At 56.6% G+C, this 25676-nt stretch carries 20 protein-coding genes; 12 read left to right on the forward strand and 8 right to left on the reverse strand.

Features of this window, described 5'->3' with window-relative positions; translation table 11 throughout:
• The first annotated feature begins 41 nt into the window (after nucleotides 1–41).
• From atoD to OGX84_RS11265, 4 genes are read left to right on the forward strand one after another with little or no spacing between them, the layout of a single operon-like run.
• Complete coding sequence (gene atoD, locus OGX84_RS11250; RefSeq protein WP_024130160.1) at nucleotides 42–704, forward strand: acetate CoA-transferase subunit alpha; 663 nt, start codon at nucleotides 42–44, stop codon at nucleotides 702–704.
• Nucleotides 704–1354: a 3-oxoacid CoA-transferase subunit B gene (locus tag OGX84_RS11255; protein ID WP_012131528.1), complete on the forward strand. Its 651-nt coding sequence runs from the start codon at nucleotides 704–706 to the stop codon at nucleotides 1352–1354. Before atoD ends, OGX84_RS11255 begins: the two co-directional genes overlap by 1 nt.
• Nucleotides 1351–2673, forward strand: a complete 1323-nt coding sequence (locus OGX84_RS11260; RefSeq protein ID WP_012131527.1) for a TIGR00366 family protein — start codon at nucleotides 1351–1353, stop codon at nucleotides 2671–2673. Before OGX84_RS11255 ends, OGX84_RS11260 begins: the two co-directional genes overlap by 4 nt.
• Before the next feature lie 30 nt (nucleotides 2674–2703).
• On the forward strand, nucleotides 2704–3888 hold the full coding sequence (locus tag OGX84_RS11265) for an acetyl-CoA C-acetyltransferase (RefSeq protein WP_012131525.1): 1185 nt from the start codon (nucleotides 2704–2706) through the stop codon (nucleotides 3886–3888).
• Nucleotides 3889–3996: 108 nt separating this feature from the next.
• On the opposite strand, the gene gyrA is transcribed toward OGX84_RS11265, so the two are convergent.
• A complete protein-coding gene (gene gyrA, locus OGX84_RS11270; protein ID WP_058667737.1) occupies nucleotides 3997–6633 on the reverse strand; it encodes a DNA topoisomerase (ATP-hydrolyzing) subunit A in 2637 nt (878 codons plus the stop codon).
• Nucleotides 6634–6792: 159 nt separating this feature from the next.
• Between gyrA and ubiG the strand changes: the two genes are divergently transcribed.
• The 4 genes from ubiG to yfaE all read left to right on the forward strand — a co-directional run bounded on the left by ubiG (nucleotide 6793) and on the right by yfaE (nucleotide 11887).
• Nucleotides 6793–7521 (forward strand): bifunctional 2-polyprenyl-6-hydroxyphenol methylase/3-demethylubiquinol 3-O-methyltransferase UbiG, encoded by a 729-nt coding sequence (gene ubiG, locus OGX84_RS11275; RefSeq protein WP_275374823.1) that lies wholly within the window; start codon nucleotides 6793–6795, stop codon nucleotides 7519–7521.
• A gap of 593 nt (nucleotides 7522–8114) precedes the next feature.
• On the forward strand, nucleotides 8115–10400 hold the full coding sequence (gene nrdA, locus OGX84_RS11280) for a class 1a ribonucleoside-diphosphate reductase subunit alpha (protein WP_012131522.1): 2286 nt from the start codon (nucleotides 8115–8117) through the stop codon (nucleotides 10398–10400).
• A 102-nt stretch (nucleotides 10401–10502) separates the two neighbouring features.
• Complete coding sequence (gene nrdB / locus OGX84_RS11285) at nucleotides 10503–11633, forward strand: class Ia ribonucleoside-diphosphate reductase subunit beta (RefSeq protein WP_012131521.1); 1131 nt, start codon at nucleotides 10503–10505, stop codon at nucleotides 11631–11633.
• On the forward strand, nucleotides 11633–11887 hold the full coding sequence (gene yfaE, locus OGX84_RS11290) for a class I ribonucleotide reductase maintenance protein YfaE (RefSeq protein ID WP_012131520.1): 255 nt from the start codon (nucleotides 11633–11635) through the stop codon (nucleotides 11885–11887). The genes nrdB and yfaE overlap by 1 nt, the downstream gene beginning before the upstream one ends.
• 83 nt (nucleotides 11888–11970) lie before the next feature.
• On the opposite strand, the gene glpQ is transcribed toward yfaE, so the two are convergent.
• Together glpQ and glpT are read right to left on the reverse strand one after the other, a co-directional pair.
• Nucleotides 11971–13041 (reverse strand): glycerophosphodiester phosphodiesterase, encoded by a 1071-nt coding sequence (gene glpQ, locus OGX84_RS11295; RefSeq protein ID WP_286458009.1) that lies wholly within the window; start codon nucleotides 13039–13041, stop codon nucleotides 11971–11973.
• A gap of 4 nt (nucleotides 13042–13045) precedes the next feature.
• On the reverse strand, nucleotides 13046–14404 hold the full coding sequence (gene glpT / locus OGX84_RS11300) for a glycerol-3-phosphate transporter (protein WP_047462375.1): 1359 nt from the start codon (nucleotides 14402–14404) through the stop codon (nucleotides 13046–13048).
• Between the two features lie 273 nt (nucleotides 14405–14677).
• Here glpT and glpA point away from each other — a divergent pair, with 273 nt between their 5' ends.
• The 3 genes from glpA to glpC are packed head-to-tail and all read left to right on the forward strand — an operon-like array spanning nucleotide 14678 to nucleotide 18742.
• Entirely contained in the window at nucleotides 14678–16306 is a 1629-nt protein-coding gene (gene glpA / locus OGX84_RS11305) for an anaerobic glycerol-3-phosphate dehydrogenase subunit A (RefSeq protein ID WP_286458010.1), read from the forward strand.
• Nucleotides 16296–17555 (forward strand): glycerol-3-phosphate dehydrogenase subunit GlpB, encoded by a 1260-nt coding sequence (gene glpB / locus OGX84_RS11310; protein WP_047462373.1) that lies wholly within the window; start codon nucleotides 16296–16298, stop codon nucleotides 17553–17555. The genes glpA and glpB overlap by 11 nt, the downstream gene beginning before the upstream one ends.
• Nucleotides 17552–18742: an anaerobic glycerol-3-phosphate dehydrogenase subunit GlpC gene (gene glpC / locus OGX84_RS11315; RefSeq protein WP_058667751.1), complete on the forward strand. Its 1191-nt coding sequence runs from the start codon at nucleotides 17552–17554 to the stop codon at nucleotides 18740–18742. Before glpB ends, glpC begins: the two co-directional genes overlap by 4 nt.
• Nucleotides 18743–18805: 63 nt before the next feature.
• Here glpC and OGX84_RS11320 read toward each other — a convergent pair whose 3' ends face one another.
• Nucleotides 18806–20002, reverse strand: coding sequence for a nicotinamide mononucleotide deamidase-related protein YfaY (locus OGX84_RS11320; protein ID WP_012131514.1), 1197 nt, complete (start codon nucleotides 20000–20002; stop codon nucleotides 18806–18808).
• Between the two features lie 136 nt (nucleotides 20003–20138).
• Nucleotides 20139–20681, reverse strand: coding sequence for a YfaZ family protein (locus tag OGX84_RS11325; protein WP_286458011.1), 543 nt, complete (start codon nucleotides 20679–20681; stop codon nucleotides 20139–20141).
• A gap of 272 nt (nucleotides 20682–20953) precedes the next feature.
• Here OGX84_RS11325 and OGX84_RS11330 point away from each other — a divergent pair, with 272 nt between their 5' ends.
• Nucleotides 20954–22402: a catalase gene (locus OGX84_RS11330; protein ID WP_286458012.1), complete on the forward strand. Its 1449-nt coding sequence runs from the start codon at nucleotides 20954–20956 to the stop codon at nucleotides 22400–22402.
• 38 nt (nucleotides 22403–22440) lie between these two features.
• Here the strand turns inward: OGX84_RS11330 and menE are convergent, their stop codons facing one another.
• From menE to menB, 3 genes are read right to left on the reverse strand one after another with little or no spacing between them, the layout of a single operon-like run.
• A complete protein-coding gene (menE, locus tag OGX84_RS11335) occupies nucleotides 22441–23856 on the reverse strand; it encodes an o-succinylbenzoate--CoA ligase (RefSeq protein ID WP_286458013.1) in 1416 nt (471 codons plus the stop codon).
• Complete coding sequence (gene menC / locus OGX84_RS11340; RefSeq protein ID WP_012131510.1) at nucleotides 23853–24815, reverse strand: o-succinylbenzoate synthase; 963 nt, start codon at nucleotides 24813–24815, stop codon at nucleotides 23853–23855. The genes menE and menC overlap by 4 nt, the downstream gene beginning before the upstream one ends.
• The gene (gene menB / locus OGX84_RS11345; protein ID WP_012131509.1) at nucleotides 24815–25672 is read right to left on the reverse strand and encodes a 1,4-dihydroxy-2-naphthoyl-CoA synthase; all 858 of its coding nucleotides are present in this window, start codon (nucleotides 25670–25672) and stop codon (nucleotides 24815–24817) included. The genes menC and menB overlap by 1 nt, the downstream gene beginning before the upstream one ends.
• Nucleotides 25673–25676: the final 4 nt, after the last annotated feature.

Here is a 25676-nt window from a genome sequence, read left to right on the forward strand (position 1 = left end):
CCTTTGCGTACCCAAAATGGAGTATGCAAAAGGGAAACATAATGAAAACAAAACTGATTACCTTACAGAACGCCTCAGGCTTCTTTCGTGACGGCATGACCATCATGGTCGGCGGTTTTATGGGGGTAGGCACCCCGCCCCGCCTTGTTGAAGCCTTACTTGAATCCGGTGTCAGGGACCTGACGTTGATCGCCAACGATACCGCATTTGTCGATACCGGCATCGGCCCGCTTATTGTAAATGGCCGGGTGCGCAAGGTCATCGCCTCCCATATCGGCACCAACCCGGAAACGGGTCGGCGAATGATTGCCAAAGAGATGGAGGTTCAACTGGTTCCGCAAGGCACCCTGATTGAACAAATCCGCTGCGGCGGCGCCGGGCTGGGCGGTTTTCTGACCCCGACTGGCGTCGGCACCGTGGTTGAAGAGGGAAAGCAAACGCTTCAGCTCGATGGCAGAACCTGGCTGCTGGAGCGTCCACTGCGTGCAGATCTGGCGCTTATTCGAGCCCACTGCGCCGACCCGCTTGGCAACCTGACCTACCAGCTCAGTGCCCGTAATTTTAACCCCCTCATTGCTCTCGCCGCAGACATCACCCTGGTTGAGCCTGACGAAATGGTTGAAACAGGCGATCTACTGCCTGACCAGATTGTCACCCCCGGCGCCGTTATCGACCACATCGTTATTCCACAGGAGAGCAAATAATGGATGCTAAACAACGTATTGCGCGCCGCGTGGCGCAAGAGCTGCATGATGGCGACGTGGTTAACCTGGGAATTGGTTTGCCGACGATGGTCGCAAACTACCTGCCGGATGACATTCACATCACCCTGCAATCTGAGAACGGCTTTCTGGGACTGGGGCCGGTCACGACGGCCCACCCGGATCTGGTGAACGCTGGCGGTCAACCCTGTGGCATTTTGCCCGGCGCGGCAATGTTCGACAGCGCCATGTCGTTCGCATTGATTCGCGGGGGCCATGTTGACGCCTGCGTACTCGGCGGGCTACAGGTGGATGAGCAGGCAAACCTCGCCAACTGGGTGGTTCCCGGCAAAATGGTTCCCGGCATGGGGGGCGCAATGGATCTGGTCACCGGCGCGCGCAAAGTGATCATTGCAATGGAACATTGCGCGAAAGACGGCTCGGCGAAAATTCTGCGCCAGTGCACCATGCCGCTCACCGCCCAGCACGCGGTGCATATGCTGGTTACCGAACTGGCTGTATTTCGCTTTATCGACGGCAAGATGTGGCTGACAGAAATCGCCGAAGGGTGTGATTTGGAAACCCTGCGGGCAAAAACTGAAGCGCACTTTGAGGTTGCGGCCGATCTGGTCATTCAGAGAGGTGACGCATGATTGGGCGTATTTCACGCTTTATGACGCGGGTCGTCAGCCGCTGGCTTCCTGATCCGCTGATCTTCGCAATGCTGTTAACCCTGCTGACGTTCGGGATCGCTCTCTGGCTGACGCCGCAAACGCCGGTCAGTATGGTGAGGTTCTGGGGCGACGGCTTCTGGAACCTGCTGGCTTTCGGTATGCAAATGGCGCTGATTATCGTGACGGGCCACGCCCTGGCCAGTTCCGGCCCGGTTAAAAGCCTGTTGCGTACCGCCGCTTCAGCCGCTAAGACGCCCGCCCAGGGCGTCATGCTGGTGACCTTCTTTGGCTCGGTCGCCTGCGTGATCAACTGGGGCTTTGGTCTGGTGGTCGGCGCAATGTTTGCCCGTGAAGTGGCCCGTCGCGTGCCGGGTTCCGATTATCCGCTGCTTATCGCCTGCGCCTATATCGGTTTTCTCACCTGGGGCGGCGGCTTCTCTGGCTCTATGCCCCTGCTGGCCGCAACGCCAGGCAACCCGGTAGAACACGTCGCGGGGTTGATTCCGGTTAGCGATACTCTGTTCACCGGGTTCAATATTTTCATCACGCTCGGCCTCATCGTGGTAATGCCGTTTATTACCCGGATGATGACGCCAAAACCCTCCGACGTGGTCAGCATCGATCCGAAGTTGCTGCTGGAAGAGGCTGATTTTCAGAAGAAACTGCCGGCTGACGCGCCACCGTCGGAAAAACTGGAAGAGAGCCGCATTCTCGCGCTGATCATTGGCGCATTAGGGATTGCCTATCTGGGGCTCTACTTCGCCGAGAAGGGATTCAACATCACCATCAATACCGTCAATCTGATGTTTATGATCGCCGGTCTGCTGCTGCACAAAACGCCAATGGCCTACATGCGCGCCATCAGCGCCGCAGCGCGCAGTACCGCCGGTATTCTGGTGCAGTTCCCCTTCTACGCCGGGATCCAACTGATGATGGAACACTCCGGCCTCGGTGGCCTTATCACTGAATTCTTCATCAACGTCGCCAACAAAGACACCTTCCCGGTGATGACCTTTTTCAGCTCTGCGCTGATTAACTTTGCCGTGCCATCAGGCGGCGGCCACTGGGTTATCCAGGGGCCATTCGTCATGCCTGCGGCTCAGGCGCTGGGGGCGGATCTCGGCAAGTCAGTCATGGCAATCGCCTACGGTGAGCAGTGGATGAATATGGCGCAGCCATTCTGGGCGCTGCCCGCCCTGGCAATCGCCGGACTCGGGGTACGCGACATTATGGGCTACTGCATCACCGCCCTGCTCTTCTCCGGGATCATTTTTGTCATCGGTTTGACCTTTTTCTGACGGCAACCACGCACTTTTAAGGAACAGAAGATGAAAAACTGTGTCATCGTCAGCGCGGCGCGTACCGCAATCGGCAGTTTTAACGGCGCACTGGCAACCACCAGCGCCATCGACCTTGGCGCCACCGTAATTAAGGCGGCGCTTGAACGCGCGCAGCTCGACCCACAACGGGTGGATGAAGTGATTATGGGCAATGTGCTACAGGCTGGTCTTGGGCAAAACCCGGCGCGTCAGGCACTGCTCAAAAGCGGCCTCGCAGAGACGGTCTGCGGCTTTACAGTTAACAAAGTATGCGGCTCCGGCCTCAAAAGCGTGGCGCTTGCCGCGCAGGCGATTCAGGCCGGACAGGCACAGGCGATTGTCGCAGGCGGTATGGAAAATATGAGCCAGGCGCCGTATCTGCTGGATGCCAAAGCCCGCTGGGGCTATCGTCTTGGCGACGGACAGCTCTCCGATGTGATCCTGCGCGACGGTCTGATCTGCGCCACTCACGGCTACCATATGGGGATCACGGCAGAAAACGTCGCCCGGGAATACGGCATCAGCCGGGAGATGCAGGATGAGCTGGCGCTGCTCTCACAGCGTAAAGCCGTTGCCGCTATTGATTCCGGCGCATTCCAGGCCGAAATTGTGCCGGTTAGCGTCACATCCCGTAAGAAAACCGTGGTGTTTGAGCGCGACGAGTTTCCGAAAGCCGATTCAACGGCGGAAGGTCTTGCTGCATTACGCCCGGCCTTCGACAAGGCGGGTACGGTAACGGCAGGAAACGCCTCTGGGATCAATGACGGCGCGGCAGCGCTGGTAGTGATGGAAGAATCCGCAGCGCTGGCGGCGGGCCTGACCCCACTGGCTCGTATCAAAGCCTATGCCAGCGGCGGCGTCGCCCCGGCGTTAATGGGGATGGGGCCGGTTCCCGCCACGCAGAAGGCGCTGCAACTGAGCGGTTTAACGCTTTCGGATATCGATCTGATCGAAGCCAACGAGGCGTTTGCCGCACAGTTCCTTGCCGTAGGTAAGACGCTCGGTTTTGATCCGCAGAAGGTGAACGTCAACGGTGGGGCTATCGCCCTGGGACACCCCATCGGCGCCAGCGGCGCGCGTATTCTGGTGACGCTGCTGCACGCCCTCTCTGCACACGATAAAACGCTCGGGCTGGCCACGCTCTGCATCGGCGGCGGTCAGGGTATTGCGATGATAGTGGAAAGGATGAATTAAGGATTTGCGCCTTTGCCGGGTGGCGGCCTGATAAGGCGTTTACGCCGCCATCCGGCAAAAAAAAGGAGGCGCAATGGCCTCCTTTCACACACGATTTACAACGCCGAATTACTCGTCAGCGTCATCCGCTGCGTCGTCATCGGTTTCCGCTTCCGGGGCGATATCCTCGTCCCCTTCCGCTACGCTGCCGTCGATGGAGTCGAGTTCCTCATCATCCACCGGCTCAGCAACACGTTGCAGACCCACCACGTTTTCATCTTCCGCCGTGCGGATGAGGATTACGCCCTGGGTGTTACGGCCAACGACGCTGATTTCCGATACGCGGGTACGAACCAGCGTACCGGCATCGGTGATCATCATGATCTGGTCGGCATCATCCACCTGTACCGCGCCAACAACGGAACCGTTGCGCTCGGTGACTTTAATGGAGATAACGCCCTGCGTGCCACGAGACTTGGTTGGGTATTCGCCTTCCGCCGTACGTTTACCGTAACCATTCTGCGTCACGGTCAGGATAGCGCCTTCACCACGCGGAATAATCAGGGAAACGACGCTGTCTTCGCCCGCCAGTTTGATGCCACGTACGCCGGTCGCGGTACGACCCATCGCACGAACGGCATCTTCTTTGAAGCGCACCACTTTACCGGCAGCGGAGAACAGCATGACTTCGTCGGAACCGGAGGTCAGATCCACGCCGATCAGCTCGTCGCCTTCGTTCAGGTTCACCGCGATGATACCGGCGGAACGCGGACGGCTGAACTCGGTCAGCGCCGTTTTCTTCACCGTACCGCTGGCGGTCGCCATAAAGACGTTAACGCCCTCTTCGTACTCGCGTACCGGCAGAATGGCGGTGATACGTTCGTCGGCTTCCAGCGGCAGCAGGTTGACGATCGGACGGCCACGCGCGCCACGGCTCGCTTCCGGCAGCTGATAGACCTTCATCCAGTACAGACGGCCACGGCTGGAGAAGCAGAGGATCGTGTCGTGGGTGTTAGCCACCAGCAGACGGTCGATAAAGTCTTCTTCTTTTATACGCGCGGCAGATTTACCTTTCCCGCCACGACGTTGCGCTTCGTAATCGGTCAGCGGCTGATATTTGACGTAACCCTGGTGAGACAGCGTTACAACCACATCTTCCTGGCTGATCAGATCTTCGATATTAATATCGGCGCTGTTAGCGGTGATTTCAGTGCGACGCTCATCGCCAAACTGATCGCGGATCAGTTCCATCTCTTCGCGGATCACTTCCATCAGACGATCGGCGCTGCCCAGAATGTGCAGCAGTTCTGCGATCTGTTCCAGCAGCTCTTTGTACTCGTCGAGCAGTTTTTCATGCTCCAGGCCGGTCAGTTTCTGCAAGCGCAGATCCAGAATCGCCTGTGCCTGTTGTTCAGTCAGGTAATACTGACCATCACGCACGCCAAACTCCGGCTCCAGCCACTCAGGACGGGCAGCATCATCACCGGCGCGTTCCAGCATAGACGCCACGTTGCCCAGATCCCATGAACGGGAGATTAACGCCGCTTTTGCCTCTGCCGGCGTTGGCGCACGGCGGATCATCTCGATGATCGGATCGATGTTCGCCAGCGCAATCGCCAGCGCTTCAAGGATATGCGCGCGATCGCGGGCTTTACGCAGTTCGAAAATAGTACGACGCGTCACCACTTCGCGACGGTGACGCACGAACGCGGAAATGATCTCTTTCAGGTTCATGATCTTCGGCTGGCCGTGGTGCAGCGCAACCATGTTGATACCGAAAGAAACCTGCAACTGGGTCTGGGAATAAAGGTTGTTAAGCACCACTTCCCCGACGGCATCGCGTTTCACTTCAATCACGATGCGCATCCCGTCTTTATCAGACTCGTCGCGCAGCGCGCTGATGCCTTCAACGCGTTTGTCTTTCACCAGTTCAGCGATTTTCTCGATCAGGCGCGCTTTGTTCACCTGGTACGGAATTTCATGAACGATGATGGTTTCGCGGCCGGTTTTCGCGTCGGCTTCCACTTCCGCGCGAGCGCGAATGTACACTTTCCCGCGACCGGTACGATAGGCTTCTTCAATACCGCGACGACCGTTGATGATCGCGGCGGTCGGGAAGTCCGGGCCAGGAATGTGTTCCATCAGCCCTTCAATGCTGATGTCTTCATCATCGATATACGCCAGGCAACCGTTGATCACTTCCTTCAGGTTGTGCGGCGGGATGTTGGTGGCCATACCTACCGCGATACCGGACGAGCCGTTTACCAGCAGGTTAGGAATTTTGGTCGGCATGACGTCAGGAATTTTTTCCGTGCCGTCATAGTTGTCAACGAAATCCACCGTCTCTTTTTCGAGATCGGCCATCAGTTCATGGGCAATCTTCGCCAGACGGATTTCCGTATAACGCATTGCCGCGGCAGAGTCGCCGTCGATAGAACCAAAGTTGCCCTGACCATCCACCAGCATGTAACGCAGCGAGAAAGGCTGCGCCATACGGACGATAGTGTCGTACACCGCGGAATCACCATGAGGATGGTATTTACCGATTACGTCACCAACAACACGGGCAGATTTTTTATAGGCTTTATTCCAGTCATTGCCCAATACGTTCATGGCGTATAGTACGCGACGGTGTACCGGCTTCAGGCCATCTCGGACATCCGGCAGCGCACGGCCAACAATGACCGACATCGCATAATCCAGATAAGAGCTCTTCAGCTCTTCCTCAATGTTGACCGGTGTAATTTCTCTCGCAAGGTCGCTCATCTAACCGCTATCCCTCTACTGTATCCCGGATTCAAAGGTCGCAAATTATAACACAATCGCAATGAGACAGGTAAATGGAATGGTCTTCTACGGAGGCTTTATTCATCCCGTCGTGCTGATATACTCAGGCGACTTGCCAAATAAGGAGTAAAAGCGCCAATGAATGCCGAAAAACCCCCGGTGACGCATAACGTTGATCACGAAGAAATCGCCAAATTTGAAGCTGTCGCGTCACGCTGGTGGGATCTTGAGGGTGAATTTAAGCCTCTGCACCGCATTAACCCGCTGCGCCTGGGCTACATTGCCGAGCGTTCCGGCGGCCTGTTCGGCAAAAAGGTGCTCGACGTTGGCTGCGGCGGCGGCATTCTGGCTGAGAGCATGGCGCGTGAAGGTGCGACGGTAACGGGCCTGGATATGGGCTTTGAGCCTTTGCAGGTCGCGAAACTGCACGCGCTGGAAAGCGGTATTCAGGTTGATTACGTGCAGGAGACGGTTGAAGAGCATGCGGCGAAACATGCGCACCAGTACGACGTCGTGACCTGTATGGAGATGCTGGAGCACGTACCGAACCCGCAATCGGTCGTCAGGGCCTGTGCGCAATTAGTTAAACCGGGCGGTGAAGTCTTTTTCTCGACCCTTAATCGCAACGGCAAGTCGTGGCTGATGGCCGTGGTGGGGGCGGAGTATATTTTACGCATGGTGCCGAAAGGCACGCACGATGTGAAAAAATTTATTAAGCCTGCGGAGTTGCTGAACTGGGTCGATCAGACCGTGTTGAAAGAGCGTCACATGACCGGGCTGCACTACAACCCGATTACCAACACCTTCAAGCTCGGGCCGGGCGTTGATGTTAACTATATGGTTCACACTACCGCACAAGTTGACTAACTGCGTCTGTAGGCCGGATAAGGCGTTTATGCCGCTATCCGGCAATTTGCCCGGGGCGCTGCGCTTGCCGGGCCTACAAACCATCACAGGCCGGGTAAGGCGTTTACGCCGCCATCCGGCAATTTGCCCGGGGCGCTGCGCTTGCCGGGCCTACAAACCATCGTAGGCCGGATAAGGCGTTTACGCCGCCATCCGGCAATTTGCCCGGGGTGCTGCGCTTGCCGGGCCTACGCATCGCCTACCAATCCTGAGTAGGATCGTCAGGGCAATTTTTGCGCCAGATCATAGGAACTTTTCCTGCCTTAGATGAAGAAATCAGCACTCGATCAAATTTTCATTTTTTTTTATGAATTATTGACATGCCCTCCAGGCCTTATAAGACGCGCACTTAGCGATTATCACCCTTTTGCAACCTCAATTTAACCTCAAAATCAACTCTTGTACTGAAAAGAATCCCTACTAGAATACTCACCATATAGCGTTTCATTTATCAGTTACCCCCTATATATAGTATTTATCCACAGACTTAGTCACAACGTGGCATTGTGGATAAACGGGGGATATTTTTTCTTTCACGGACAGGTAAAACCCACATGAATCAGAGTCTGCTGGTGACAAAGCGTGATGGTCGTACTGAACGCATCAATCTCGACAAAATCCATCGAGTTCTGGATTGGGCGGCAGAAGGACTGAATAACGTATCCATCTCCCAGGTTGAACTGCGTTCTCATATCCAGTTCTACGACGGTATCAAGACGTCCGATATCCATGAGACCATCATTAAGGCCGCTGCCGACCTGATCTCCCGCGATGCGCCGGATTATCAGTACCTGGCCGCGCGCCTGGCGATTTTCCACCTGCGTAAAAAGGCTTACGGCGAGTTCGAACCGCCAGCGCTTTACGATCATGTGGTGAAAATGGTTGAGCTGGGTAAATACGACAATCATCTGCTGGAAGACTACACGGAAGAAGAGTTCAAGCAGATGGATTCGTTCATCGTACACGACCGTGATATGACCTTCTCCTACGCTGCCGTTAAGCAGCTGGAAGGTAAATACCTGGTACAGAACCGTGTAACCGGCGAGATTTATGAAAGCGCGCAGTTCCTTTATATTCTGGTTGCCGCTTGCCTGTTCTCTAACTATCCGCGTGAAACCCGTCTCGACTACGTGAAACGTTTCTACGATGCGGTTTCTACATTCAAAATTTCTCTGCCGACGCCAATCATGTCCGGCGTGCGCACCCCAACTCGTCAGTTCAGCTCCTGCGTGCTGATCGAGTGCGGCGACAGCCTGGACTCCATTAACGCCACCTCCAGCGCGATCGTGAAATATGTTTCTCAGCGTGCCGGTATCGGCATCAACGCCGGTCGTATTCGCGCGCTGGGCAGCCCGATTCGCGGCGGCGAAGCATTCCACACCGGCTGTATTCCGTTCTACAAACACTTCCAGACGGCGGTGAAATCCTGCTCTCAGGGCGGCGTGCGCGGCGGTGCGGCGACGCTGTTCTACCCGATGTGGCATCTGGAAGTGGAAAGCCTGCTGGTACTGAAGAACAACCGCGGCGTGGAAGGCAACCGCGTGCGTCACATGGACTACGGCGTACAGATCAACAAGCTGATGTACACCCGCCTGCTGAAAGGTGAAGACATCACCCTGTTCAGCCCGTCCGACGTTCCGGGTCTGTACGACGCTTTCTTCGCCGATCAGGACGAGTTTGAGCGTCTGTACACCAAATACGAAAAAGACGACAGCATTCGTAAGCAGCGCGTGAAAGCCGTGGATCTGTTCTCGCTGATGATGCAGGAACGCGCATCAACTGGCCGTATCTACATTCAGAACGTGGATCACTGCAACACCCACAGCCCGTTTGATGCGCAGGTTGCGCCGGTACGCCAGTCCAACCTGTGCCTGGAAATCGCCCTGCCGACCAAGCCGCTGATGGACGTTAACGACGAAAACGGTGAAATCGCGCTGTGTACGCTTTCCGCCTTCAACCTGGGCGCAATTAACAGCCTGGATGAGCTGGAAGAGCTGGCGGTGCTGGCGGTACGCGCGCTGGATGCGCTGCTGGATTACCAGGATTACCCTATTCCGGCGGCTAAACGCGGCGCAATGGGTCGCCGTACGCTGGGTATCGGCGTAATTAACTACGCTTACTATCTGGCGAAACACGGCGTGCGTTACTCTGACGGCAGCGCGAACAACCTGACGCACAAAACGTTTGAAGCCATTCAGTACTATCTGCTGAAGGCCTCTAACGAGCTGGCGAAAGAGCAAGGCGCATGCCCGTGGTTTAATGAAACCACTTACGCTCAGGGCATTCTGCCGATCGACACCTACAAAAAAGATCTGGATGCGATCGCCAACGAAGCGCTGCACTACAACTGGGAAGCGCTTCGTGAGTCCATCAAAACGCACGGTCTGCGTAACTCCACGCTTTCCGCCCTGATGCCGTCTGAGACCTCTTCGCAGATCTCCAACGCCACTAACGGTATTGAACCGCCGCGTGGCCATGTCAGCATCAAAGCGTCGAAAGATGGCGTACTGCGCCAGGTGGTGCCGGATTACGAAGGGCTGAAAGACCGCTATGAGCTGCTGTGGGAAATGCCGAGCAACGACGGCTACCTGCAACTGGTCGGTATCATGCAGAAATTCATCGATCAGGCGATTTCCGCTAACACCAACTACGATCCGACGCGCTTCCCGTCTGGTAAAGTACCGATGCAGCAATTGCTGAAAGATCTGCTCACCGCCTATAAATTTGGCGTGAAAACCCTGTACTATCACAACACCCGTGACGGTGCGGAAGATGCGCAGGACGATCTGGTGCCGTCTATTCAGGACGATGGCTGCGAAAGCGGCGCATGTAAGATCTAAGTTATTTTTGCCGGGTAGCGCTACGCTTACCCGGCCTACGGTTTTGTAGGCCCGGCAAACGAAGTACCGCCGGGCGATACAATCTCAACAGGACTCACTTCAATGGCATACACCACTTTTTCACAGACGAAAAACGACCAACTCAAAGAGCCGATGTTCTTTGGCCAGCCGGTCAACGTGGCACGCTACGACCAGCAAAAATATGACATCTTCGAAAAACTGATCGAAAAACAACTCTCCTTCTTCTGGCGCCCGGAAGAAGTTGACGTTTCACGCGATCGTATCGATTTCCAGTCATTGCCGGAACACGAAAAACATATTTTCATCAGCAACCTGAAGTACCAGACGCTGCTGGACTCCATTCAGGGACGTAGCCCGAACGTGGCATTACTGCCGCTGATCTCCATCCCGGAGCTGGAAACCTGGGTAGAAACCTGGGCGTTTTCTGAGACGATCCACTCGCGCTCGTATACCCATATCATCCGCAACATCGTTAACGATCCGGCGGTGGTATTTGACGACATCGTCACCAACGAACAAATTCAGAAGCGCGCGGAAGGCATTTCTCACTACTACGATGAGCTGATTGAAATGACCAGCTACTGGCATCTGCTGGGGGAAGGTACGCACAACGTGAACGGCAAAACCGTCACCGTAAACCTGCGTGCGCTGAAAAAACAGCTCTACCTGTGCCTGATGAGCGTTAACGCGCTGGAAGCGATTCGTTTCTACGTCAGCTTCGCCTGCTCCTTCGCTTTCGCGGAACGTAAGCTGATGGAAGGTAACGCCAAAATCATCCGTCTGATTGCCCGCGACGAAGCGCTGCACCTGACCGGCACGCAGCATATGCTGAACCTGCTGCGTAGCGGCATAGACGATCCAGAAATGGCGGAAATCGCCGAAGAGAGCAAGCAGGCGTGCTATGACCTGTTTGTACAGGCCGCGCAGCAAGAAAAAGAGTGGGCGGATTACCTGTTCCGCGACGGTTCCATGATCGGCCTGAACAAAGATATTCTGTGCCAGTACGTCGAGTACATCACCAATATCCGTATGCAGGCGGTCGGCCTGGAGCTGCCGTTCCAGACGCGCTCCAACCCGATCCCGTGGATCAACACCTGGCTGGTTTCCGATAACGTCCAGGTGGCGCCGCAGGAAGTGGAAGTCAGTTCTTACCTGGTCGGCCAGATTGACTCGGAAGTTGATACCGACGATCTGAGTAATTTCCAGCTCTGATGGGACGCGTGACGCTACGTCTTTCCGGCACCGAAGTGCTGTGTCGGGAAGAACACCCTTCTCTGCTGGTGGCGCTTGAGGCGCATCAGGTTGAAGTGGAGTACCAGTGTCGTGCGGGCTATTGCGGCTCCTGCCGCTGCCGTCTGGTCGCAGGCCAGGTTGACTGGCTGACCGAACCGCTGGCTTTTATCAGCGAAGGGGAAATTTTGCCCTGCTGTTGCAGGGCAAAAGGCGATATTGAGATCGAGATGTAACCTTGTCGGGTGGCGCTTACGCTTACCCGACCTACAAAACCGCAGTTCACAGGCCGGGTAAGGCGAAGCCGCCACCCGGCTTTTTAGTGCTTATCCTTCAAAAACACCACCGCTTTATCCGGGAAATCGGTGAACAATCCATCCACACCCGCCTTGTTATACAGGATGTCATAAAGCTGATTAACATCCGTGGCGTAGTCAGGAAGCTGATCGGCGCGTACGGTGTAAGGGTGTACCACCATCTTGTTCTGCTGCGCCTCTTTCACCATGCCGGTCAGCGTGATATGCCCGACCTTAGATTTTTCATCAATCAGCATATGGTAGTCCGGGCCGATCCCGTCAGCATAGCTGGCGATTTCTTTCATCGCGCCAGGCTTGAACATCCAGTCGTAGTTATAGTTAACCCAACTGCCGTCCGGCTGTTTTTGCTGAGTTTCATTCCAGTCGGTGTACGCAATCAACTGCACCAGATTGAGATCCATCCCCCTCTTCGGTTCCAGCTCATTCTTAATGCGCTTCAGCTCCGCGGCATCGAAACACTGCAAATAAACGTTATCTTTTTTACCGGTATAACCATACTTTTTCAGCACATCCAGCGTCTTAGCCGCAATATCCTTCCCTTCCTGATGATGGAACCACGGCGCTTTGATTTCTGGATAAATACCGATATTTTTTCCGGTCGAATGATTCAGCCCCTGAACAAACTCAATCTCTTCCTCAAAGGTATGCACGCGGAAATCTGATTTTCCCATCGGGAAACGGCCAGGGTAAGTCTGTACTTTCTTGCCGTTCTCAATATCAAAACCTTCGGTGAACTTCAGGGATTTAATTTCATCCAGTGTGAAATCAATGGCGTAGTAACGCCCGTCCTTGCGGGCGCGATTCGGAAAACGTTCGGCAACGTCGGTAACCCGGTCAAGGTAGTGGTCATGCAGGACGACCAGATGGTCGTCCTTCGTCATCACCAAATCCTGCTCCAGATAATCGGCGCCCTGCGCATACGCCATCGCTTTCGCTGGCAGTGTGTGCTCCGGCAGATAGCCGCTGGCGCCACGGTGCGCAATCACGATTTTATTCGCAGCGACTGCCGCGCTGCTCACGACCATACCCGCCAGCATTAATGCCACGCTGAGATTTTTCAGTGTCGTCTTCATTCACTTAAGCTCCGTTGCGTTTCAACATCAGCTCTTCATGGTGGCGTTTTTCGCCAATCATCACGATAATCAGCAGGATAACCGCCAGAACGCTGCCGCCGATCATCACCATGAAGCCGCCGTCCCAGCCGAAGAAGTCAACGGTATAGCCGACAATAGCGCTCGCCGCGACGGAACCGCCGAGATAACCAAACAGGCCGGTGAAGCCCGCCGCCGTACCTGCCGCTTTTTTCGGCGCCAGTTCCAGCGCGTGCAGACCAATCAGCATGACCGGGCCATAAATCAGGAAGCCGATAACGATCATACAAGCCATATCCACGGTCGGATTTCCCGGAGGGTTCAGCCAGTAAACAACTGTGGCAATGGTCACCAGCGTCATAAAGAACACGCCCGTTGCGCCACGGTTGCCACGGAACACTTTATCCGACATCCAGCCGCACAGCAGCGTACCCGGGATACCGGCATATTCGTACAAGAAATACGCCCAGGACGATTTATCCAGCGCAAAGTGTTTCACTTCTCTCAGGTAGGTCGGCGACCAGTCGAGGATGCCGTAACGCAGCAGGTAAACGAACACGTTAGCAATCGCGATGTACCACAACAGTTTGTTCGGCAGCACGTACTGCATAAAGATCTGTTTTGCAGTCAGCTCTTCTTCCGCTTTTTCGTTGTAATCATCCGGGTAGTCGTTTTTGTACTCTTCAATCGGCGGCAGACCGCAGGACTGCGGCGTATCGCGCATCAGCGCGAAAGCGAAAATCGCCACCAGGATCGCACCAAACGCCGGCATGTAGAGCGCGGCTTTCCAGTCATTAAACCAGGCCATCCCCAGCAGGAACAGCAGCGGAGGAATACCGCCGCCAACGTTATGCGCGCAGTTCCAGACGGAGACGATACCGCCACGTTCTTTCTGTGACCACCAGTGCACCATTGTACGACCGCACGGCGGCCACCCCATTCCCTGGAACCAGCCGCAGAGGAACAGCAGCACGAACATCACGGCAATGCTGGACGTGGCCCACGGCACAAAGCCCATAAACAACATCACGGCCGCCGCCAGAATCAACCCTGCGGGCAGGAAAACGCGCGGATTCGAGCGGTCAGAGACCGACCCCATGATAAATTTCGAAAAACCATAGGCGATGGAGATCCCGGACAGCGCAAAACCCAGATCGCCACGCGAGAATCCCTGCTCTACCAGGTAAGGCATCGCCAGCGCAAAGTTCTTACGCACCAGATAGTAAGCGGCATAACCAAAGAAAATCCCCAGGAAAATCTGCCAGCGCAGCCGACGATATGTCGGATCAATCTCCGCTGCTGGCAAGCGCGTTTTATGTTGCGCAGGTTTAAAAATACTTAACATATGTAGCCTCCGTGGCCGTGTCTTATTAGAGGTAAACACCGCAGTTCGTTTAACTAACCAACCTCGCTGCTCCCAGTGTGGGCGCGATGTTAAGTAAAGATACCTGTCGTTAATGTGAATTACAGCACAGATTGTTACACATTTATGACAAATGTTCAGAAAAGCGCACGAAATCACGTTTCATTTTCGAATCATGAGCGATTATGCGCGAAATCAAACAAACCATGCTTTTTATGTGGCTAAATGATAAAAAACGAACTGTGAGGGATAACCATGAAAACTCGCGACTCGCAAACAAGTGACGTGATTATCATTGGTGGGGGAGCCACAGGCGCAGGGATCGCCCGAGACTGTGCGCTACGCGGATTGCGCGTTATCTTAGTTGAGCGCCACGATATCGCGACCGGCGCAACCGGCCGTAACCACGGCCTGCTGCATAGCGGCGCCCGCTATGCCGTTACCGACGCAGAGTCTGCCCGCGAATGCATCAGCGAAAACCAGATTCTGAAACGGATCGCCCGCCACTGCGTTGAGCCAACGGACGGTCTGTTCATTACCTTGCCGGAAGACGAATTATCCTTCCAGGCCACCTTTATTCGCGCCTGCGAAGAGGCGGGCATTCGCGCCGAAGCAATTGATCCGCAACAGGCGCGGCTGATCGAACCAGCCGTCAATCCGCAGCTGATTGGCGCGGTGAAAGTGCCTGACGGCACTGTCGATCCCTTCCGGCTGACCGCCGCGAATATGCTGGATGCCAGAGAACATGGCGCAATCATTTTAACGGCGCATGAAGTCACCGGACTTATTCGCGAAGGCGCGACCATTTGCGGTGTGAACGTGCATAACCATCTCACAGGGGAAAGCCAATCGCTGCATGCGCCGGTCGTGGTGAATGCCGCAGGCATCTGGGGTCAGCGCATTGCGGAATACGCCGATCTGAGCATCCGCATGTTCCCGGCGAAAGGGTCGCTGCTGATTATGGATCATCGCATTAACCAGCATGTGATTAACCGCTGCCGCAAGCCATCCGACGCCGATATTCTGGTGCCCGGCGATACCATCTCGCTCATCGGCACCACATCGACCCACATTGACTACAACGAGATCGACAGCAACCACGTCACTGCGGAAGAGGTTGATATTCTGCTGCGTGAAGGGGAAAAACTGGCGCCGGTGATGGCGAAAACGCGCATTTTGCGCGCCTACTCGGGCGTGCGTCCGCTGGTCGCCAGCGATGACGATCCGAGCGGTCGTAATGTCAGCCGCGGCATTGTGCTGTTTGACCATGCTGCACGCGACGGGCTGGACGGGTTTATCACCATTACGGGCGGTAAGCTGATGACCTACCGCCTGATGGCGGAATGGGCAACCGACGCGGTATGCCGAAAACTGGGCAACACTCGCCCCTGCGTCACCGCGCAAACCGCCCTTCCCGGCTCGCAGGAACCCACGGAAAACACGCTTAAACGCGTGATCTCGCTGCCCGCCCCGCTACGCGGTTCCGCCGTCTATCGTCACGGCGATCGTACTCCGGCCTGGCTCAGCGAAGGTCGCCAGCACCGCAGCCTGGTCTGTGAATGCGAAGCGGTCACCGCAGGCGAAGTGCAGTACGCCGTCGAAAATTTAACCGTCAACAGCCTGCTGGATCTGCGCCGCCGTACCCGCGTAGGCATGGGCACATGTCAGGGAGAACTGTGCGCCTGCCGCGCCGCCGGGCTGCTGCAACGTTTTAATGTCACTACCGCCGCTCAGTCCATCACTCAGCTTTCTGCGTTCCTCAATGAACGCTGGAAAGGCGTACAGCCTGTCGCCTGGGGAGACGCGCTGCGCGAAAGCGAGTTCACGCGCTGGGTTTATCAGGGATTGTGCGGTCTGGAGAAGGAGCACCAGGATGAAATTTGATACGGTCATTATGGGTGGCGGTCTCGCCGGATTACTGTGTGGCCTGGAACTGCAAAAACACGGTTTGCGCTGTGCGATCGTCACTCGCGGCCAAAGCGCGCTGCACTTCTCCTCCGGCTCGCTGGATCTACTCAGCACCCTGCCGGACGGTCAGCCCGTCACAAATATCACTGAAGGTCTGAATGCGTTACGCGAACAAGCGCCGACGCACCCTTACACCACAATTGGCGCGTCAACCGTTCTGGAACTGGCGCAGCAGGCGCAAGCGTTGCTGGAAGCGTCTGGCGCGCATTTACAAGGCGATGTACAACAGTCGCATCTGCGCGTCACGCCGTTGGGAACATTGCGCGCCACCTGGCTAAGCTCGCCAGAAGTGCCCGTCTGGCCGCTGGCCGCGCAACGCATTTGCGTCGTCGGCATCAGCGGTTTACTGGACTTTCAGGCGCACCTCGCAGCGGCGTCGCTGCGTCAGCACCATCTCACGGTAGAGACGGCAGAGATCGACCTGCCTGAACTGGACGTATTACGCGATAACCCGACGGAGTTTCGTGCGGTGAATATTGCGCGTTTGCTCGATAACGAAGAAAAATGGCCGTTGCTCCACGACGCGCTCTTACCGATAGCAAAAACCTGCGACATGATCATCATGCCCGCCTGTTTCGGCCTGGCGGATGACAGCCTCTGGCGCTGGCTCAATGAACGTCTGCCCTGCTCGCTGAATTTGCTGCCGACGCTGCCGCCTTCCGTGCCGGGCATTCGCCTGCACAATCGCTTGCAGCGCCAGTTTGTTCGTCAGGGCGGGATCTGGATGCCGGGCGACGAGGTGAAAAAAGTGACCTGCCGTAACGGCGTCGTGAGCGAAGTCTGGACCCGCAACCATGCCGACATTCCTCTGCGCCCGCGCTTTGCGGTACTCGCCAGCGGCAGCTTCTTCAGCAGCGGCCTGGTCGCCGAACGCGACGGCATTCGCGAACCCATTATGGGACTGGACGTTCAGCAAACGGCCACCCGCGCCGAATGGTATCAGCGTGATTTCTTTGATGCGCAACCCTGGCAGCAGTTTGGCGTCACGACCGATGATGCGCTGCGCCCCTCACTGGCGGGGCAGACCGTAGAAAATCTGTTTGCCATCGGCTCGGTGCTCGGCGGATTCGATCCGATAGCCCAGGGATGCGGAGGCGGCGTATGCGCAGTCAGCGCCTTACACGCCGCACGTCACATTGCAGAACGTGCAGGAGGTCAGCAATGAGCGATACGAGTTTCGAGAGTTGTATCAAATGCACGGTGTGCACCACCGCCTGCCCGGTCAGCCGGGTGAATCCTGGCTACCCAGGCCCCAAACAGGCAGGGCCGGACGGCGAGCGCCTGCGCCTGAAAGACGGCGCGCTGTACGACGATGCGCTGAAATACTGCATTAACTGCAAACGCTGCGAAGTGGCCTGCCCGTCAGACGTTAAAATTGGCGATATCATCCAGCGCGCGCGCGCCAGGTATGACACTTCGCGCCCGTCGCTGCGCAACTTTATCTTAAGCCACACCGATTTAATGGGCAGCGTCTCTACGCCGTTCGCCCCGGTCGTCAATACCGCGACGTCGCTGAAACCGGTTCGTCAGTTGCTCGATTATGCGTTGAAGATCGACCATCGCCGTACGCTGCCGAAATACTCCTTCGGCACCTTCCGCCGCTGGTATCGCAGCGTTGCGGCACAGCAGGCGCAGTACAAAGATCAGGTCGCCTTCTTCCACGGCTGCTTCGTCAATTACAACCATCCGCAGCTTGGTAAGGATTTAATTAACGTCCTGAACGCAATGGGCACCGGCGTGCAGTTGTTAAGTAAAGAGAAGTGTTGTGGCGTGCCGCTGATCGCCAACGGTTTTACCGATAAAGCGCGCAAGCAGGCGGTGAGCAATGTGGCGTCGCTCAGAGAAGCGATTGGCGTAAAAGGCATTCCGGTTATCGCAACCTCATCAACCTGCACCTTTGCCCTGCGTGATGAATACCCGGAAGTGCTGGACGTGGATAACAGCGGGCTGCGTGAGCATATCGAACTCGCGACCCGCTGGCTGTGGCGTAAGATCGATGCAGGCCAGACGCTGCCGCTGAAAAAATTACCGCTGAAGGTGGTTTACCATACGCCGTGTCATATGGAGAAGATGGGCTGGACGCTCTATACGCTGGAGTTGCTGCGCCAGATCCCAGGTCTGGAACTGACCGTGCTGGACTCCCAGTGCTGTGGGATTGCCGGAACCTACGGTTTTAAAAAGGAAAACTACCCCACCTCGCAATCCATCGGCGCCCCGCTGTTCCGCCAGATTGAAGAGAGCGGCGCGGATATTGTGGTGACCGACTGTGAAACCTGTAAGTGGCAAATTGAGATGTCGACAAGCAAACGCTGCGAACATCCGATTACCCTGCTTGCCCAGGCATTAGGTTAAGCGCGTTAACGTCTTATCGGGCCTGCAAACCACGGCAGGCCCGATAAGCGCAGCGCCATCAGGCTACAGGGTTAACGACTCCACCACCTCAATCCAGCCATGTTCACTGGCAATATCCTGACCGTTTAACCACCGACGCACCATATTCAGCGCCATCATGGCGCAAACTTCCTGCCGAACCGCCAGACTGTAGCGGCTGGCGCTGAAATGCACGCGCAGGGCAAATGTCCCATCCGGCGTCGCCAGCGCGAAATTAAGGTGGTCGTTTTCCAGCCCGGATACCGCCAGCGCCAGTCCGGCGTAGTGGTTGCTCCGTCGCTCTGTCGTCCAGTGCGCGGTCTGAGCCAGCGTCTCTTCCTGGGAAGGCACCACTTCGCTGGCAAGAATCGGCGCATTCGCACGGGAAAGCTGCAAAGCCAGCAGCCCGCTGGTGAACTGTTCGCTGAGCGTCAGGCTGAGCTGGCGCGTCTGCAAACAACGGGCGATTTGCGCAGGCAGTCCTTCCGTCCCTTCAAAAATCAGGTTCTGCCCTGCCACCCGCTTCACCTCCGGCCATAGCGCCAGCATCGCGTCCCGCTGCGCATCCGGGCCGGTGAGTTTCAGTTCAATAATCGGCATTGAAGAGCGATATCCCATCGTCACGCCCGCCGGTAGCGGCAGCGAATCGAGGCTCTGCGCCAGATCGCTTTCCGAACGTCCAAACGTGGTGAGTCGCAGACAAACCGGCGGTTCAGGAAGCGCAAAACGCGCACGCAGACGCGGCATAATTTCATGCTCGACCATCACCTTAAATTCAGACGGAACGCCCGGGGTAAAGAACATCAGGCAGCGATTTAGCTTCACCGCAAACCCACAGGCGGTGCCAACCGGGTTATTAATAAACTCGGCGCTGGCGGGCAGTTCTGCCTGCTTGCGGTTACTCGGCGCCATAACCCGCCCGCGCTCATGGAAAAAACGCTCCATCTCAGCCAGCCACGCGTCATGAAGCACCAGACCTTCACCTTTCGCCGTGGCGGCGGCCAGCGCGCTTAAATCATCGCTGGTCGGCCCCAGGCCGCCATTCACAATCAGCACGTCAGCATGTTCGCTACGTTCGCGTAAAATGGCGACCAGCGCATCCAGATTATCTCCCACCGTATTTCGGCGTGATAACGGCAACCCCTGATTAAAGAAAAAATCGGCCAGCCAGGCGGCATTCGTGTCGACGATTTGCCCGTGCAACACTTCATCCCCGGTGGATAACATCTCCACGTTTAACATCGTGTTCTCCTGCTTCTATGATGAAAACACTATAACGCAAAGCCCGCTGGGGCGGAGTAAGAAACTCAGAGGAAACAAACCGGGAAAGAAGGCTATAGCATACAGGAAACGGCGCGACGGATGCCGCGCCCGAAAATCAGAAGCTGGCGTTAACGCCGACGTACGGGCCATCGGCAATCGCGTTGTCACGGTTGCCGTCTTTACCCGCCAGGTTCAGATAGCGATAGCCCGCTTCAATGCTCAGCGGGCGCATAATGGTAAGGCGCGCTCCGGCATTGGCTTCTTCATAGCTATCAATGCCGCTGGACAGTGAATCTGGAGAGTAATAATACTCGCCAAACAGACGGAAGCTGTCGCCGATTTTCCACTGTAACCCGCCGCCTACCGCCGCCGCATAGCCTTCATCGCCGTCGTTCGGATTGGTATAAACGCCTTTCCCACCGACCGTTGCCAGCAGCGGCCCAAGCGGAATATTCAGGCCTAGCCCCACGCCGGCAGCGTCGCCGTCGTCGTCGTTATGCATCCAGTTGCCGCTCAACGCCAGCCCGGTGGATTCAGTACCGAAACCTACGCCAACGTTGGTGTAATCTTTACCCGCCTGGCCGCTAATGCTCATCGCATTCGCCGATGCAGAAGCGAACAACAGTCCGGCAACGCCTAATAAAATGCTTTTTTTCATTTTTACCCTTTCCAGCAAAGAAATAAACAAAAGACCCCAAAACCGCAGGATTGTACTGCCAGGCGCAACAGAATCAATGAGCTAAAAAAGCGATCTAATAACATATTGTAACTAAACACTACCTTTCAGGTTTATTAAACGTTACAAGAAGAGGCGTTTAGCGCAGCAGTCATTGCCCGAGATCAATATTTCATTCACAAATATTTTCTACATTAGTTTCCGAAATTAAACGGAAATTAAACATTTTTTCTAACGATCGTCGGGAGATAAAGATGAGCAAAAAAGGACTCACCACCGCAGCAGGCGTGCCTGTCGCCCATAATAACAACGTTGCAACCGCAGGCCCACGCGGCCCCATGCTGCTACAGGACATCTGGTTCCTGGAAAAACTGGCCCACTTCGATCGTGAAGTGATCCCTGAGCGCCGTATGCATGCCAAAGGCTCAGGCGCGTACGGCACCTTCACCGTCACGCACGATATTTCACGTTACACTCGCGCAAAAATCTTTTCGGAGCCCGGTAAAAAAACGGACCTGTTCCTGCGTTTTTCCACCGTGGCGGGAGAGCGCGGCGCGGCGGATGCCGAGCGCGATATTCGCGGGTTTGCGATCAAGTTTTACACTGAAGAGGGCAACTGGGATCTGGTGGGTAACAACACGCCCGTTTTCTATCTGCGCGATCCGCTGAAATTCCCGGATCTGAACCATGTCGTGAAGCGCGACCCACGCACCAACTTGCGCAATCCGACCTACAAATGGGACTTTTTCTCCCATCTGCCGGAATCGCTGCACCAGTTGACTATCGACTTTAGCGACCGGGGTTTGCCTTTCTCTTACCGTACGATGCACGGTTTCGGTAGCCACACATTCAGCTTTATCAACAGCGACAACGAACGTTTCTGGGTGAAATTCCACCTGAAATCGCAGCAGGGCATCGCCAACCTGATGGATGACGAAGCGAAACGCCTGGTGGCGGACGATCGCGAAAGTTCTCAGCGCGACCTGTACAACGCCATTGAACAGGGCAACTTCCCCCGCTGGAAATTCTACGTGCAGATCATGCCGGAAGCCGAAGCCTCACAGGTGCCGTACAACCCGTTTGATCTGACCAAAGTATGGCCGCACGGCGATTACCCGCTGATTGAAGTCGGCGTGCTGGAACTGAACCGCAACCCGGAAAACTATTTCTCCGAAGTGGAACAGGTGGCGATGAATCCGGCGAACGTCGTGCCGGGGATTAGCTTCTCCCCTGACCGTATGTTGCAGGGGCGTCTCTTCTCCTATGGCGATGCGCACCGCTATCGTCTGGGCGTTAACCATCAGCAGATCCCGGTCAACGCCCCGCGCTGCCCGTTCCATAACTACCATCGTGACGGCGCGATGCGGGTGGACGGCAACAGCGGCAACGGCCCAACCTATGAGCCAAACAGCTTTGGCGTCTTCCAGGAACAGCCTGATTTCAGCGAACCGCCGCTCTCTGTCGAAGGCGCTGCCGCGCACTGGGATCATCGGGAAGATACGGACTACTTCAGCCAGCCGCGTAAGCTGTATGAGTTGCTGAGTGATGAAGAACATCAGCGTATGTTCGCGCGCATCGCCGACGACATGAAAGATGTGCCGGAATTTATTCAGCAGCGTCAGATTGGCTTGTTTAGCGAAGTTCATCCTGACTATGGCGCGGGCGTCGCCGCTGCCCTGCGGGCGTTAAAAGAAGCGAAATAACCGTTTCCACGGGAGCTGCGGCTCCCGTGTTGCTTACATTACGGACGGTTAGCGCGCACCCACTCCTGCAATGCCCGGCGCGAAACTTTGATCCCGCCGTTTTTCAGCGCTGATGGCAACGTCAACCAGCGTACCGGCTGCTGAAAACGCGCCAGCTTGTCTTTCACCCATTCCGCGAGATCGACGTTCCCGGCCTGCGCATCATATTCCACCACCGCCACCGGACGATGGCCGAACTCCCTGTCCTCTACCGGCACCACGAACGCCTGTAGAACATGTGGATGCGCCGAGATAACGCGTTCCACCTCTTCCGGCTGAATGCCTTCTCCGCCACTGAAGAACAGATTATCCAGCCGACCGGCAATCGTCAGCTTACCGTCGTTCAGTTCGCCGCGATCGCGGGTGGCGAACCAGCCTTCGCCGTTCACCAGCGGGATCAGCTTACCGTCGCGCCAGTAGCCTTCCGCCATGCTGGCGGCGCGCAGCCAGACTTCGTCATTCACGATTCGGACTTCCCGCCCCGGTAACGCCGCGCCGACATCGCCCAGGCCGTCGGCCTCTTTCGCGCACACCGTCGAGGCAAATTCCGTCAGGCCATAACCGCACCAGCAGCGAATACCCTGCGCGCGAGCCTGCTCCGTCAGTTCAACCGGGATAGCCGCGCCGCCCAGCAGTACCACTTTCAACGTTACCGATGCCGGATTCTCCAGCAGCCGCCACAGCTGAGTGGGAACCAGAGACGCATGCGTACACCCTTGCAGCATTGCTTCCAGCGGCTGCTTCTCACGCACGGTCATTCGGGCGCCCGCAAACAACCAGCGCCACATAATGCCCTGGCCGGAAACATGAAACAGCGGCAGCGATAACAGCCAGTCATCCCCATCGGCAAACGGCATCAGGGACAGCACCCCTTCCGCGCTGGCCAGATGCGCCTGGCAGGTATGCACTGCGGCTTTGGGTAATCCGGTTGAGCCAGAGGTCAGCGTCATTGAACTCAGCCGCGTCGGCTGCCAGCCTGCGGCATGTTCGCCTGACTCTTGCTGCATTTGCAGCGGTTGCAACGCCGGGAAGGTATTCTCCCCCTCCAGCAGCAAAGCAAACCGGAGCGTTAAGTCCGGCAGCAGCGCGTCGAGCAGCGGTTGCGGAAGCTGCGGGTTAATCGGCAGGACTCTTGCCCCGCATTGCAGTAAAGCCAGCCAGGCCAGCAGCGTTTGCGGATGATTCCAGGCGCGCAGCATCACGCCGCAGCCTTCAGAGACGCCCTGAGCGGCAAAACCGCTCGCCAGCGCGTCAATACGGGTACAGAGTGTGCGCCAGCTTAGCACTTCATCATTAAGGCGTAAGGCAGGCGCATCTCCCCGTACCTGCCGCCAGTGACGCCACGGCCAGTCATTAAAAGATGACGGCTGGAGGCCCGATACGCTTGCGCTATCGGGCATTTCCCGGAGGCTCATAGCAGCCGTTCCAGCGCATCGTCGCTAACACACGGCAAAGCGCTGCCCGGCCAGCGGCGCACCTGCTGGGTTTGCATCAGGCTTAGCGTATCCAGACCCGGAATGGTCTGCGGCGTCAGCCACGCGGCAATACGCGCCAGCTGCGTTAAGCCGAGGCTCGACTCGATGGAAGAGCTGATCACCGCCGTCAGTCCCAGCGTATGCGCGGCCTGTACCTGCTCGCGAACCTTTTCCAGGCTTCCGGTGAGCGTCGGTTTGATGACCACCGCGCTGACGCCCGCTTCCGCCGCAAAGACAAAATCGTCTTCACGCAGACTTTCATCCCAGGCAATCGCAATCCCGGTTTCACGCGCAAAAGCGCGGGAGTCGTCGCGGGTTTTACACGGTTCTTCGAGGAAGGCGATGCGGGCACGGTAGTCCGGGTTGACGTATTTCGCGAACTGCTGCGCTTTCAGCGGCGTCCAGGCGCGATTGGCATCCAGACGCAGATGCAGATCGGGAACCGCCTCCAGCAGCAGGTTGACCACCATTCCATCGCGTACTGCTTCGTACAGACCGACTTTGATCTTGGCGACTTTCTCGCCAGGCATATCAGCCAGTTGCAGCACCAGATCGTCTGGATCGCCCGTACACAGCGGCGCAGCGCGGTAATCCGCCGCCTCTGGCAACGTCCCCGCCGCCTCCGCCAGCGCGCAGCTAACGCCAAACGCCACGGAGGGCACTTCAGGCAACGTTGACTGGCCTTGCAGCCAGCCGTTAACCCAGTCCAGCAGCGCGGCCTGCGCCTCCTCCAGGGTTTCCTGGCTGAAACCCGGAAGCGGGGAGATCTCCCCCCACCCTTCGCGCTCGCCGTCGCACAGACGGACATACAGCCCGTCGCGAGTTTTTAACCGCCTGTCGCGCAGAACCACCCCCGCGTCCATGGGGATCTGCCAGCGGTACACCTGCGCGCTACGCATTACGGATTCCGTTTGAATTTGCTGAAATCAGGCTGACGTTTCTGGTTGAAAGCGTTGCGGCCCTCCTGACCTTCTTCCGTCATGTAGAACAGCATCGTGGCGTTGCCCGCCAGCTCCTGTAGACCCGCCTGACCGTCGCAGTCGGCGTTCAGCGCCGCTTTCAGGCAGCGCAGCGCCATCGGGCTGTTCTGCAACATTTCGCGGCACCAGCGCACGGTCTCTTTTTCAAGGGAGTCCAGCGGTACGACGGTGTTGACCAGCCCCATATCCAGCGCCTGTTTAGCGTCGTACTGACGGCACAGGAACCAGATTTCACGCGCTTTTTTCTGCCCGACGATACGCGCCATATAGGAAGCGCCCCAGCCGCCGTCGAAGGAGCCGACTTTCGGGCCCGTCTGGCCGAAGATGGCGTTTTCCGCCGCGATGGTCAGGTCACACATCATGTGCAGTACGTGACCGCCGCCGATAGAGTACCCTGCAACCATCGCCACGACCGGTTTCGGGCAGGTACGGATCTGGCGCTGGAAATCCAGTACGTTCAGGTGATGCACGCCGGAATCATCCTGGTATCCGCCGTAGTCGCCGCGTACCTTCTGGTCGCCGCCCGCACAGAAAGCTTTCTCGCCTTCGCCGGTCAGAATAATGACGCCCACGTTGTCGTCATACCGGGCATCCGCCAGCGCCTGGATCATCTCTTTGACGGTCAAAGGACGGAATGCGTTGCGCACCTGTGGACGGTTAATGGTGATTTTTGCAATACCATCGGTGGATTTTTCATAACGAATGTCCGTGTAACCTTCGGAGCAGTCGTGCCATTCAACCGGTGCGTAAAGCATTGTTTCATCAGGATAGATCATAGTG

The sequence above is a fragment of the Citrobacter sp. CK202 genome, from assembly GCF_030333225.1.
GTDB classification, from domain to species: Bacteria; Pseudomonadota; Gammaproteobacteria; order Enterobacterales; family Enterobacteriaceae; genus Citrobacter_B; species Citrobacter_B koseri.

Bases quoted from the DNA above. Each gene is read 5' to 3' on its own strand.
- atoD (WP_024130160.1), top strand. From the start codon at position 42: ATGAAAACAAAACTGATTACCTTACAGAACGCCTCAGGCTTCTTTCGT.
- OGX84_RS11255 (WP_012131528.1), top strand. From the start codon at position 704: ATGGATGCTAAACAACGTATTGCGCGCCGCGTGGCGCAAGAGCTGCAT.
- OGX84_RS11260 (WP_012131527.1), top strand. From the start codon at position 1,351: ATGATTGGGCGTATTTCACGCTTTATGACGCGGGTCGTCAGCCGCTGG.
- OGX84_RS11265 (WP_012131525.1), top strand. From the start codon at position 2,704: ATGAAAAACTGTGTCATCGTCAGCGCGGCGCGTACCGCAATCGGCAGT.
- gyrA (WP_058667737.1), bottom strand. From the start codon at position 6,633: ATGAGCGACCTTGCGAGAGAAATTACACCGGTCAACATTGAGGAAGAG.
- ubiG (WP_275374823.1), top strand. From the start codon at position 6,793: ATGAATGCCGAAAAACCCCCGGTGACGCATAACGTTGATCACGAAGAA.
- nrdA (WP_012131522.1), top strand. From the start codon at position 8,115: ATGAATCAGAGTCTGCTGGTGACAAAGCGTGATGGTCGTACTGAACGC.
- nrdB (WP_012131521.1), top strand. From the start codon at position 10,503: ATGGCATACACCACTTTTTCACAGACGAAAAACGACCAACTCAAAGAG.
- yfaE (WP_012131520.1), top strand. From the start codon at position 11,633: ATGGGACGCGTGACGCTACGTCTTTCCGGCACCGAAGTGCTGTGTCGG.
- glpQ (WP_286458009.1), bottom strand. From the start codon at position 13,041: ATGAAGACGACACTGAAAAATCTCAGCGTGGCATTAATGCTGGCGGGT.
- glpT (WP_047462375.1), bottom strand. From the start codon at position 14,404: ATGTTAAGTATTTTTAAACCTGCGCAACATAAAACGCGCTTGCCAGCA.
- glpA (WP_286458010.1), top strand. From the start codon at position 14,678: ATGAAAACTCGCGACTCGCAAACAAGTGACGTGATTATCATTGGTGGG.
- glpB (WP_047462373.1), top strand. From the start codon at position 16,296: ATGAAATTTGATACGGTCATTATGGGTGGCGGTCTCGCCGGATTACTG.
- glpC (WP_058667751.1), top strand. From the start codon at position 17,552: ATGAGCGATACGAGTTTCGAGAGTTGTATCAAATGCACGGTGTGCACC.
- OGX84_RS11320 (WP_012131514.1), bottom strand. From the start codon at position 20,002: ATGTTAAACGTGGAGATGTTATCCACCGGGGATGAAGTGTTGCACGGG.
- OGX84_RS11325 (WP_286458011.1), bottom strand. From the start codon at position 20,681: ATGAAAAAAAGCATTTTATTAGGCGTTGCCGGACTGTTGTTCGCTTCT.
- OGX84_RS11330 (WP_286458012.1), top strand. From the start codon at position 20,954: ATGAGCAAAAAAGGACTCACCACCGCAGCAGGCGTGCCTGTCGCCCAT.
- menE (WP_286458013.1), bottom strand. From the start codon at position 23,856: ATGAGCCTCCGGGAAATGCCCGATAGCGCAAGCGTATCGGGCCTCCAG.
- menC (WP_012131510.1), bottom strand. From the start codon at position 24,815: ATGCGTAGCGCGCAGGTGTACCGCTGGCAGATCCCCATGGACGCGGGG.
- menB (WP_012131509.1), bottom strand. From the start codon at position 25,672: ATGATCTATCCTGATGAAACAATGCTTTACGCACCGGTTGAATGGCAC.